Source organism: Neopusillimonas maritima (assembly GCF_003576595.1).
GTDB lineage: Bacteria > Pseudomonadota > Gammaproteobacteria > Burkholderiales > Burkholderiaceae_B > Neopusillimonas > Neopusillimonas maritima.
The window spans coordinates 954,564-966,167 of sequence record NZ_NQOU01000001.1 but is presented as its reverse complement, the minus strand read 5'-3'; the positions used below and the strand labels follow the sequence as shown (position 1 = coordinate 966,167).

General features: G+C 55.1%; 8 protein-coding genes. 2 read left to right on the top strand and 6 right to left on the bottom strand.

What is annotated here, in order from left to right; genetic code table 11:
* Positions 1-5 precede the first annotated feature (5 nt).
* The 5 genes from CJO09_RS04720 to CJO09_RS04700 form a co-directional block, all read right to left on the bottom strand.
* Positions 6-686, bottom strand: coding sequence for a protein-L-isoaspartate O-methyltransferase family protein (locus tag CJO09_RS04720; RefSeq protein WP_119441385.1), 681 nt, complete (start codon positions 684-686; stop codon positions 6-8).
* A gap of 37 nt (positions 687-723) precedes the next feature.
* Complete coding sequence (thiD, locus tag CJO09_RS04715; protein ID WP_119441273.1) at positions 724-1,554, bottom strand: bifunctional hydroxymethylpyrimidine kinase/phosphomethylpyrimidine kinase; 831 nt, start codon at positions 1,552-1,554, stop codon at positions 724-726.
* The gene (locus CJO09_RS04710) at positions 1,551-2,357 is read right to left on the bottom strand and encodes a thiazole synthase (protein WP_119441272.1); all 807 of its coding nucleotides are present in this window, start codon (positions 2,355-2,357) and stop codon (positions 1,551-1,553) included. The genes thiD and CJO09_RS04710 overlap by 4 nt, the downstream gene beginning before the upstream one ends.
* A 61-nt stretch (positions 2,358-2,418) precedes the next feature.
* Complete coding sequence (locus tag CJO09_RS04705; protein WP_158582710.1) at positions 2,419-3,318, bottom strand: helical backbone metal receptor; 900 nt, start codon at positions 3,316-3,318, stop codon at positions 2,419-2,421.
* Positions 3,263-5,098, bottom strand: a complete 1,836-nt coding sequence (locus tag CJO09_RS04700) for a TonB-dependent receptor plug domain-containing protein (protein WP_119441384.1) — start codon at positions 5,096-5,098, stop codon at positions 3,263-3,265. The genes CJO09_RS04705 and CJO09_RS04700 overlap by 56 nt, the downstream gene beginning before the upstream one ends.
* Positions 5,099-5,467: 369 nt before the next feature.
* On the opposite strand from CJO09_RS04700, the gene metH reads away from it, so the two are divergent.
* Together metH and CJO09_RS04690 are read left to right on the top strand one after the other, a co-directional pair.
* Positions 5,468-9,265: a methionine synthase gene (gene metH, locus CJO09_RS04695; protein WP_119441270.1), complete on the top strand. Its 3,798-nt coding sequence runs from the start codon at positions 5,468-5,470 to the stop codon at positions 9,263-9,265.
* A gap of 8 nt (positions 9,266-9,273) precedes the next feature.
* On the top strand, positions 9,274-10,071 hold the full coding sequence (locus CJO09_RS04690) for a helix-turn-helix transcriptional regulator (RefSeq protein WP_119441269.1): 798 nt from the start codon (positions 9,274-9,276) through the stop codon (positions 10,069-10,071).
* 35 nt (positions 10,072-10,106) lie between these two features.
* Here the strand turns inward: CJO09_RS04690 and CJO09_RS04685 are convergent, their stop codons facing one another.
* Positions 10,107-11,489 (bottom strand): DHA2 family efflux MFS transporter permease subunit, encoded by a 1,383-nt coding sequence (locus tag CJO09_RS04685; protein ID WP_119441268.1) that lies wholly within the window; start codon positions 11,487-11,489, stop codon positions 10,107-10,109.
* Between the last annotated feature and the right edge of the window lie 115 nt (positions 11,490-11,604).

The window sequence follows — 11,604 nt, the reverse complement described above, 5'->3', positions numbered from 1 at the left end:
GAGTGTCAGAACTTGAACTGGGACACCGATGTACCCTTTAATGGCTTGATGACGGTGTCGAAAAGAGCTTCCGTGTCGAAGCTTGCGGCGCTGGTGCGGGTGATACGGTATACCGTCATGATGGGTGTTGTGCCTACGACCACGACCATGCGGCCCCCGATACAGAGTTGGTATTTAAGGGCGTCAGGAACCACAGGCACCGAACCGGTAAGCAGAATGGCATCATATTCCGCCGTTCCCCAGCCGCTGTGCGCGTCGCCGACTTCCACATTTACATTGCCGACCTGCTCGCGTTGCAGGTTTTCAACGGCAAAACCGGCGATGCGGCTATCGATTTCCACACTGGTTACCTGCTGGGACAATTGACCCAATAGCGCTGCCTGATAGCCGGATCCTGTGCCAATCTCCAACACACAGTCACCCGGCTCAAGGAGTAGCTCCTGGGTTAAGCGCGCCTCAACTTTGGGCGTAAGCATGGTTTCATGCGAGTTAATGGCATTGATGATAAGGGGGAGTTCGACATCGGAGAAGGCCAATGCCTGCATGCCTGCCGGGACATAACGCTCTCTTCGAACGTCGAACAATGCTTGCAAAAGGCGTGGGTCGAATACGTTCCATGGTCGGATTTGCTGCTCCACCATGTTGAAGCGGGCACGTTCGGTGTCGGAAAGTCCGGTAGCGTTCATAACGTTAGTAACGAGTTTGAAGTTGAATATATTGTACTCATTCAGGCCGGCGATCGCCTTGCCACCAGGCATGGAAGTGGTGTACGGGGCCATGACCTTCGCCAACCTGTAATTCGTCGGCGTGGCGAATGGCCTCTTGCAAATACGCTTTCGCTTTACGCGCGGCTTCGGGCAAATTGGCCGATTGTGGCAACAAGGCGGCGAGGGCGGCGGAAAGCGTGCATCCTGTGCCGTGGGTATTGCGGGTATGAATGCGCTCGCCCGGCAGTTCGAAAAGCTGGTCGCCGTTGTGCAGGATATCAGTCGGATCATTGCCCGGCAGGTGCCCCCCTTTCAGGAAAACCCAGCGCTCGCCATTATCATTTAACAGACGGCGTAGTTTTTCCGCGACCCGGCGCATTTCTTTCAGGTTATCAACGGGGGACATCTCCAGAAGGACACCTGCCTCCGGCAGGTTGGGCGTGATGACCGTTGCCACGGGCATCAGACTTTCACGCAACTCATTGATGGCCGCTTTTTCAAGGAGCTGATCTCCGCTTTTGGCAATCATGACCGGGTCTAGCACAATGTGGGCGGGGCGCCAGTGCATTAAACGTTCGGCAACTACACGCGTAACGGCCTGTTGACCCAGCATGCCTATTTTCACCGCATCGATACGCACGTCGGTAAACAGCGTGTCGATTTGTTGCGCTACGAACTCAGGAGGCACGGGCGCAATGCCGGTTACGCCACGCGTATTTTGCGCCGTCAGTGCGGCAACCACAGCAGTGCCGTATGCGCCCAGTGCGCTCATGGCTTTAATGTCGGCCAGAATGCCGGCGCCTCCGGATGGGTCGACACCGGCAATGGATAAGGCATTGGGGATCATGATTTTGGTTTCCGGGACTGAATCAGGCCTTCGGTGGGTGAACTGGGGTCGGCGCTGTATAGCTTGCGCGGCATGCGCCCGGCCAGGAACGCTTCGCGGCCGGCCTGTACGGCTTTTTTCATGGCGCCGGCCATGAGTACTGGGTTTCGCGAGCCCGCAATGGCGGTGTTCATCAGTACGGCATCGCATCCCAGCTCCATTGCCACTGCTGCGTCGGAAGCGGTGCCGACACCGGCATCGACCAGAACGGGCACTTGGGCCTGATCGATAATCAGGCGCAGATTCCATGGGTTCAGAATGCCCATGCCCGACCCAATGAGCGAGGCCAGCGGCATGACCGCGATGCAGCCCATGTCTTCGAGCATGCGACACTGAATTGGGTCGTCGGTGCAATACACCATCACGTCGAATCCGTCGTCGACCAGTGTCTTGGCCGCTTTCAGTGTTTCGGGCATATTGGGAAACAGATTGTCGGCACTGCCCAGTACCTCGAGTTTCACGAGTTTGTGGCCGTCAAGGAGTTCACGGGCCAGCCGTAATGTGCGTACGGCGTCGTCGGCGGTAAAGCAACCCGCCGTATTGGGCAAAATGGTGTATTGCGAAGGCGGAAGAAAATCAAGCAAATTGGGTTCGTTTGCATTTTGGCCGATATTGGTGCGGCGAATCGCTACCGTAACAATTTCCGCGCCACTGGCTTCAATGGCTTGTTGAGTTTCCTGAAAATCTTTGTATTTTCCGGTACCCACGAGTAAACGTGAAGCGTAGGTTTTACCGGCAAGCGAGAATGCGTCTTTTGCTGTCATGAATAAAAGCTTCTTGAAATACCAATGAGGAATACTGCTTATTGTATAGGCTCAACGCTTTTTATCGTTGATCTTGCAGTTGGGTGCAGAGTTGTTCAAGTGCATCGACCAGGCGGGGGCCCGGCCGGAATAGCAGGTCGGGGTCGATTCCGATTACTTTTCCCTGCCGCGCCGCCTGTACGCCCTTAGCGGCCAGAAACTCAGTGCGTTCCTTCATTAGTCGGTTTGATTCGCTCCGAATCACGATGAAGTCGGGCTGATTGGCCAGCAGGTTTTCCAGCCCAATCAGCGGCGCTGCCTGCGGAACATCGGCGAACTGATTGGTTGCATTGCAATATTGCAATGCGTTGTTCAGCAGAGGGTCGTTTCCAACGACGTAAAGTGGGGCCGGGTTGATTTCCAGCACAATAGATACGGATTGCGTCGGCGCGTGTTGCTTGAGGTGTGTCAGCCGCTCTCTGATAGATTCGGCCGCAGCCTGGGCGGAAACGTTGTTGTCCGTTAGCCGGCCGATTTCTTCGATGGCGTCGGGGATATCTTGAACTGATTTTGGGTTGATATGAACAAGGGGGATGCCCAGTGTTTTCAGGATTGGCGCGACGCCTTGTGTTGCGCCGGCCTGCCAACCCAAAACCAGGTCGGGTTGCAGGGAAATCAGCGTCTCCGGGTCGATATGCAAGCCGTCGCCGACGCTGGGCAAGGCTTCAACGTCCTTAGGGAAGTCGCTACTTTGAACGGTTCCTATCAAACGATTCCCGGCGCCCGCTGCAAACACGAGTTCGGTGATATGGGGCGCCAGGCTAACGATACGCTGCGCCGATTCTGGGGCCGAGGCTTGCGCCCAGGCCCAGACAGGCAGTAGCCCCAGAGTGAGTAACAGCAGGCGCCGGTGAGCGCCGCGCGGTTTACATTCTCCAGGCCAAATTAACGAATACAGTCGAGCCCGGATTCGCGTAGCCATACACATCGGTATAGTCCTTATTGGTAATGTTGTTCCAGCGCACCTGTAGCGACAAGTTTTTGGTGAGCGTTGCGTTCGCGGTCAGATTCCATAAGCTGTACCCGCCCAAGTGAACACGGCCCTGGGAAAAGGTTTCATCATAGCGTTGCCCAACGTAAAGAAATTCGGCGCCAAGCGTCCATTGCTCGATACGGTGTTCCGCGTTTAGTCGGTAGGTGTGGCGTGCACGCCGGATGAGGCGTTCCCCGGTGCTGTCATCGTAGGGGTTTAGAAAGTCGGCGGCCGCACTCATCCGGGTGTGATCCCATTGGTATGCTGCGGTTGCGGTCATGCCGCGCAAGGTGGCGGAATCGACATTCTCGAGCCGGCGCGGCGTTGACACAATGAGGTTGTCTACTTTGTTCTGGTAGGCAACCAGGCCAAGTTCGATGCCATTTTGTCGATATTGAATGTGCGCTTCAATGTTGCGTGATTTTTCCGGTTTCAGGTTCGGATTGGATTGCGGCGGGAAGCCGCCCCAGCCGGGGGCGTAAAGGTCGTTGAAACTGGGTGCCTGAAAACCGGTGTTGGCAGCCAGACCCACTTGCCACGCCTTGGTAAGGGCAAGTTCGTATGCCAGCCCGCCGGTGGCGTGGCTGCCGTAATCGCTAATGTGGTCATTGCGCACGCTTGCCTGAATACGATGCTTTCCGAACCGGCCCCGATACACCAGGCCGGTTGCCTGTGTGTTGCGACGGTTTGAAAGAAAAGTCATGCTGCCCGATGGTCGTTCCTCGATGCGTTCGAGCAACACACTGATACTTTGATCAGGATCCAGGGCCAGGTTGTTCTGCCAGGTGTAGGTGCGTGTTAGAGAACCGAACTCGTAGGGCGCGAAGTTACCGCTGTAGCTGATGCCGTCCTCCTTGGCGTAACCGAAGCGCAGCACACTTTCCCAGAAATCCGTTAGTTGGTTCGTGCTTGAAAGGGTGTATGCCTGCTGCCGTGTCTGGCTAATGGCCGGGTGTGATTGGCCGGCATCGAAGTCACCGTTTATGTAACCGTTGTACAACGAGAAATCGACACGCTGACCTTGCCGCCATCTGTACCCCAGCGCCCCCGCCACGCTATGCTGCCGGTAGCCGTCTTTGTCCGGGTAGGCGTCGGAGGCATATTCTTGGGTTGCATCGAACCCGGAACTGCGCGCGACCGCGGCAGACAGGTTGTAGTTCCAGCCGTCTGCTGCGCCGGAGAACCCCGCGCCCGACTTAAATGTATTGTGGCTGCCGTAACCCGCGTTGGCGTAGGCCTTAAGTGGTTCGTCTTCAGCCGGCTTTCGGGTAATGATGTTAACCACGCCACCGATGGCATCCGAGCCGTACAAGCTACTTGCCGCGCCGCGTAGAATTTCAACGCGCTCAATCGTTGCGGGGTCGATAGCATTCCAGTTAACGCCACCGTAATTCGAACTGTTAATGCGTACGCCGTCGATTAAAACCAGCGTATGGCTCGCGTCGTTGCCTCTTAGGAACAAGCCGGTGGTGTTTTGGGGCCCGCCACTGTTATAGAACGCAATGCCGGGCTCCTGCGCGAGGATTTCCGCCAGGCTCTGTTGTCCGGCTTCACGAAGTTTTTCATTCGGTACGACAGAAACGTCGCCCAATGTTTCCGACTCAAGTTGCGCAACACGACTGGCGGTGACAACAATAGGATCAAGCGAGGAGGGAGTTTGCGCGAGGGCGGTAAAAGGAATGAAAAGCGCCGGAGCCAAAAGGCGGCGCTGCAAACGGGTGGTATTCATGATAAGACCTGCGAGATAACGCGCGTCCCCGCACGTTATTAACAATAAAACACGCCAAAAGGCGTGCGCCGGTTCGACAGGGGCCGGTGTCGGGCTGGCATGCGTTGCATGAGTACCGTTGCGGGGGCAGCACAGTTTATGCCGTGCCACACAGGGATGAATTGATATATCCCTGTGTGGCATGCGTGTTTCTGTTTCCCGTTTAACTTTCGCAGAAATGGCGACAATGTTGATAACACTGTTTTTTGCCGATAACCGAAAGCACCTCTGACAGGGCCAAAACTTTAGCACAGCCAAAGGGTAAAAGATATATACGGGCTACAATAAAGGGTTTATCCCCTAAGTTCTTATTGTTTCAGGCCTGTTCGCGTGTCATATCCCAATTTGCCCTATCCCTTGAATACATACACCCATGGTCGTCGGTTCGTTGAATCGCTGGCTGATCGCATTCTGGTGCTTGACGGCGCCGTGGGCACCATGATTCAGCGCTATAAGTTATCGGAGGCGGATTTCCGGGGCGAGCGTTTTGTGGCGCATGGGAAAGACCTGAAGGGAAATAACGAGCTTTTGTGTTTGGTTCGCCCCGATTTGGTGTCGGAAATTCATTGTCAGTATCTGGCAGCCGGTGCCGATGTCATCGAAACCAATACATTCGGTGCAACATCGGTAGCGCAGGGTGATTACGGTTTACCCGAGCTGGCTTATGAGATGAACGTGGCGGCGGCCAAGCTGGCACGCAAGGCATGCGATGAGTTCAGCACGCCCGAGCACCCCCGTTTCGTTGCGGGTGCTTTGGGGCCACAGCCTAAAACCGCCTCCATTTCGCCCGATGTCAACGACCCTGCAGCACGTAATGTGACATTCGAAGAGTTGCGCGAGACATACACCGAGCAGTTGAACGGGTTGCTGGATGGCGGCATCGACATCGTACTTATAGAGACCATCTTCGATACGTTGAACGCCAAGGCGGCTATTTTTGCCGTGGAGTCGGTGTTTGAAGCACGTGGCGTGCGCCTGCCCGTCATGATCTCCGGTACTGTTACCGACGCTTCTGGGCGAATTCTTTCCGGGCAAACCGTCGAGGCATTCTGGAACTCGGTACGCCATGCGCGCCCCGTAACCATTGGTTTGAACTGTGCCCTGGGTGCGGCGTTAATGCGCCCCTATGTGGCCGAGCTGGCTAAAATTTGCGACACCTATGTGTGTGTTTACCCCAACGCCGGCTTACCGAACCCGATGGCGGAAACGGGCTTTGACGAGACCCCGGAAGACACTTCTTCGCTGCTGCAGGAGTTTGCGACTGCCGGTTTGGTGAACATGGTGGGCGGATGTTGCGGCACTACGCCCGAGCATATTCAGGCCATTGTGGAAAAAGTAGCCAGTCTGCCGGTTCGGCAGGTTCCGGAAATTCCCGTTAAAACGCGCCTGTCGGGTCTGGAACCGTTGAACTTCGATGGCGACTCGTTGTTCATCAATGTAGGCGAGCGCACCAACGTAACGGGCAGCAAAAAGTTTTTGCGCCTGATTCGCGAAGAGAACTACGAGGAAGCCTTGTCGGTAGCGCGTCAGCAGGTGGAAAGCGGCGCCCAGATTATCGACATTAATATGGACGAAGCCATGCTGGATTCGGCTGCCTGCATGCGCCGATTCCTGAATATGGTGGCGTCGGAGCCGGATATTTCCCGCGTGCCTATTATGATCGACAGCTCCAAATGGAGCGTGATCGAAGCGGGCTTGCAATGTGTGCAGGGCAAGGCGGTGGTGAACTCCATCTCCATGAAGGAAGGGGTTGAGCCGTTTCTTGAGCAGGCGCGTTTGTGCCGCAAGTACGGTGCGGCCGTGGTGGTGATGGCTTTCGATGAAAAAGGTCAGGCCGATACACTGCAGCGCCGTATTGATATTTGTGGCAAAGCTTATAAGTTGCTGGTTGAAGAAGTAGGCTTCCCACCGGAAGACATTATTTTTGATCCAAACGTATTTGCGATTGCCACCGGCATTGATGAACACAATCATTATGCGGTCGACTTTATCGAAGGTACGCGCTGGATTACCCAGAATTTACCCCATGCGCGTGTATCGGGGGGTATCTCGAACGTGAGTTTTTCGTTCCGTGGGAACGAGCCCGTGCGCGAAGCGATTCATACGGTGTTCCTGTACTACGCCATTCAGGAAGGCTTGACCATGGGTATTGTGAATGCCGGTCAGTTGGGCGTATATCAGGATATCGATAAGAAATTGCTCGACCTGATTGAAGACGTGGTGCTGGACCGCAACCCTCCCGTAGCGCGCTCCGACGAAGCGGATGAACTGACGCCCACGGAACGTTTGGTGGTGTTTGCCGAAACGGTCAAGGGCTCTGGTACGAAACGAGAAGAGGATCTGGCCTGGCGCGATCAATCGGTTGAGGAGCGCCTGATTCACGCTTTGGTCCATGGCATTACCACGTTTATTGTCGAGGATACGGAAGAGGTTCGTCAGAAAATTGCCGATCAGGGTGGACGCCCGATTCAGGTTATTGAAGGGCCGCTGATGGATGGCATGAATGTCGTGGGCGACCTGTTCGGTTCCGGCAAAATGTTCTTGCCCCAGGTGGTCAAGTCGGCGCGCGTTATGAAACAGGCCGTTGCGCACTTGATTCCCTTTATTGAAGAGGAAAAACGTCAGATTCAAGCTGCCGGCGGCGATGTCCGTGCCAAAGGCAAAATTGTGATTGCGACCGTAAAGGGTGATGTTCACGACATCGGCAAGAACATCGTGACCGTCGTACTTCAATGTAATAACTTTGAAGTGGTGAACATGGGGGTGATGGTTCCCTGCGCCGAAATTCTGGCCAAAGCCAAGGAAGAGAACGCCGACATTGTCGGGCTATCGGGCTTAATTACGCCCAGCCTGGAGGAAATGGCGTATGTGGCTTCGGAAATGCAGCGTGACCCTTATTTTAAAGAGCGTAAAACACCCTTGCTGGTAGGGGGCGCCACCACCAGCCGCGTGCATACCGCCGTGAAAATTGCGCCAAACTATGAAGGCCCGGTAATTTACGTGCCCGATGCCAGCCGTTCCGTGGGTGTCGCTACACAACTGGTGTCCGATCAGTCGCAAGCCTATCTTGATGCTTTGGCCAAAGAGTACGAGCAGGTTCGGGAACGCCATGCCAAGCGCAAGGAAACGCCGCTGGTTTCGTTAAAGGAAGCGCGCAACAATCGGCCGGACATCGACTGGTCTACGTATACGCCGCCCAAACCCAAGTTCATTGGTCGCCGTGAGTTCAAACATTATGATCTTGCGGAAATTGCGCGCTATATCGACTGGACGCCGTTCTTTCAGACCTGGAGCCTGTTCGGGCAATACCCCGCCATTCTGGATGACAAAATCGTTGGTGAGCAGGCGCGTAAGCTCTTGGACGAGGGGCAGGCCATGTTGCGAAAGATTATCGACGGCCGCTGGCTCACGGCCAATGGGGTCGTGGCTTTTTACCCGGCCAACACGGTACACGGCGAAGATATTGAGGTCTATACCGATGACACGCGTTCCAAGGTACTGTTCACTTGGCGAAACCTGCGTCAGCAGGGGGTAAAGCGGGAAGGCGTCGATAATAAATGTCTGGCCGATTACATTGCGCCCAAATCATCTGGTGTGAAAGACTATATTGGTTTATTTGCAGTTACCGGTGGCTTGGGCATTGAAAAGTATGAGCAGATGTTCCAGAACGATAACGACGATTATTCAGTCATTATGCTCAAAGCCCTGGCCGATCGTTTCGCCGAAGGTTTTGCTGAATGCCTGCATGCACGGGTGCGTACCGATTTGTGGGGCTATGTGCCCGATGAAGCGCTTGACAACCCATCGCTGATTGCCGAGAAGTATCAGGGTATTCGGCCGGCGCCTGGTTACCCGGCCTGCCCTGAGCACGTTGTAAAGCGGGATATGTTCCAGGTTTTGCAAGCGCAGAGTATTGGCATGGAACTGACGGATAGTTTTGCGATGTATCCGGCTTCCAGTGTGTCGGGCTTTTACTTAAGCCATCCGCAGTCGCAATATTTTAACGTGGGTAATATCGGCGAAGACCAGTTCAACGATTATGTACAGCGCAGCGGTCGGAATGAAGATGACGTGCGGCGTACTTTGGCCAGTGTGCTGGGTTTTAAACCCAGCGTGGCAACCACTTAAGCGCTGTCATGATAGGCCCAGGTTCCGATTCGGCACGCCGTCGCGCACTGGGAGAGTTTTTGCGTAGTGTGCGTGCGCGTGTGTCGCCGCAGGCCGCTGGTTTGCCGGCGGGCGCCAGACGCCGAACTCCCGGCTTGCGCCGCGAGGAAGTGGCCCAATTGGCCGGCATTAGCGTGACCTGGTACACCTGGATCGAGCAAGGGCGTGATGTCTCTGTGTCTGCGGCGGTTTGGTCGCGGCTGGCCGGCGTCTTGCAAATGAGTCGTGCAGAACGACACTATTTGTTTGAATTGGCCGAGGCTACCGATCCCGAGCATGGGCGTGAGACGCTGGAGCAATTGCCGGAAGGCTTGCAGTTATGCGTGGATAGCATAACCGTGCCGGCCTATATTCTTGATCGTAGCTGGAATGTTCTGTGCCGCAATAGTCTTATGCTGGAGCTTTTTTCGGGCTGGCCCGATCGCGACTCCCAGCCCAATCTGTTGCGTTTTATGTTTCAGGACGAGGCGGCCAGAGCCCTGGTTGAGGATTGGGAGGCGCGCGCGCAGCGTGTTGTGGCTGAATTCCGGGCGGAGACGGCATCGTTTGCAGAAGAGCCGGAAGTGAGTGCTCTGATCGACTCATTGCTGGAAACCAGCCCTGTATTTGCGCATTGGTGGACGCGCCAGACGGTGGTGGAACGTGAAGGCGGAAGTCGTGCGTTTATTCACCCGGACAAAGGCCGGGTATCGTATCGTCAGATGACATTTCATTTGGCGATAAGGCCCGATTGCAAGCTGGTGATGTTGCTGGATGAGGCCGATTAAAGGGTTAAGGCGCGTGCATGGATGGTCGCTTTAGATCAGGCTTGCCGACGTCGTGTTTTATTTTCCAAAGCTGCCGTGGCATTTGCCGGCAGGCGCCGGAAAGAGAAAAAAGACGTTGCAGTAATCAGGCCAATGACAATGAAGCCCCACATGACATCCACACGTTCGAGTGAGGTTGCTTCGCGCCAACTCATGCTTAAGTTAAGTACCAGCGCGGCGCAGCCCACTCCCAAACTGATGCCCAACTGCTGGGCCATTGCCGCGAGGGTGCTGGCTTTGCTCATTTGGTTCGAATTGAGCTCGGCATAGGTTAAGGTATTGACTGCAGTGAATTGCAGCGACCGGAAAATACCGCCGGTTGCCAGAATGGCGACCATGACCCATAACGGGGTACTGTTTTGGAATAACGCGCACAATACAACGAACAACCCCGATATCAACGCATTCCACGTGAGGACTGTTTTATAGCCGAAGCGTTCAATAATTCGGGTGGCGACAACTTTCATAATCAACGCACCTGCCGCGCCGGTAAACGTGATCAGGCCGGCCAGAAACGCAGAAAAATTGAATGTAACCTGCAGCAGAATGGCCAGAAGGAACGGCATGGAGCCAACCATAAAGCGACATAGGTTCCCGCCCAGAATTGAAACGGCAAACGAAGGGATGCGTAACAGGCTCAGATCCAGAATGGGCTGATCGCAACGACGCGCATGATGTATGTACAGTACGCCGCAGATCAGGCCCGTTGCCAGCAATAGCAAGACTTGAGTTGTGGAAATGCCTTGGTGGCCAATGGCTTCGAACCCCGAAACCAGCGCGGCAAGACAGACCGCGCTTAAAATGAACCCAGGCCAATCCATGCGCGGTGACGTTGTGGGCAGTTCCTCCCGGATAAATCGCATGACGAGATAAATCCCCAATACACCGACCGGCACGTTAATAAGAAAGATCCAGTGCCAAGAAGCGTACGTCACCAGAAACCCCCCAACCGGCGGCCCTAAAATCGGGCCTAGCAATGCAGGCATGGCCAGAAAGGCCATGGCTTTGAGCAAGTCTTCTTTGGGCGTTTTACGCAGCATAATAATGCGCCCGACGGGAACCATCATGGCACCGGCAGCGCCTTGCGCGATACGTGCTAATACAAGTTGTATAAGGTTTTGGGAAACCGCGCATGCAATAGAGCTGAGTGAAAAAAGCGCAATTGCTGTAATGAATAGACGGCGTGCGCCGAAACGTTCGGCGGCCCAACCGCTGATGGGCACGAACACGGCCAGTGCCAGCAAGTAGCTGGTAATGGATATATTCATTTGTACCGCTGTTGTGCCCAAAGAGGCCGCCATGGCTGGAATGGCCGTGGCCACGACCGTGGCATCCAGCATTTGCATGAAAAGTGCACAACCCACAATAAAGGGGATCATGCGCACTGCTTTCCGTTCCCGGCCGGCCTCTTCTGAGGAGGGTGATGATGGCGTTTCGGACATAACGGATTCTAACTTTTTGCGGCTGAAGTAAACTGGAATATGATGCGAGCCA

Coding starts and splice junctions, on each gene's coding strand:
- CJO09_RS04720 (WP_119441385.1), bottom strand. CDS start 686: ATGAACGCTACCGGACTTTCCGACACCGAACGTGCCCGCTTCAACATG.
- thiD (WP_119441273.1), bottom strand. CDS start 1,554: ATGATCCCCAATGCCTTATCCATTGCCGGTGTCGACCCATCCGGAGGC.
- CJO09_RS04710 (WP_119441272.1), bottom strand. CDS start 2,357: ATGACAGCAAAAGACGCATTCTCGCTTGCCGGTAAAACCTACGCTTCA.
- CJO09_RS04705 (WP_158582710.1), bottom strand. CDS start 3,318: ATGGCTACGCGAATCCGGGCTCGACTGTATTCGTTAATTTGGCCTGGA.
- CJO09_RS04700 (WP_119441384.1), bottom strand. CDS start 5,098: ATGAATACCACCCGTTTGCAGCGCCGCCTTTTGGCTCCGGCGCTTTTC.
- CJO09_RS04690 (WP_119441269.1), top strand. CDS start 9,274: ATGATAGGCCCAGGTTCCGATTCGGCACGCCGTCGCGCACTGGGAGAG.
- CJO09_RS04685 (WP_119441268.1), bottom strand. CDS start 11,489: ATGATCCCCTTTATTGTGGGTTGTGCACTTTTCATGCAAATGCTGGAT.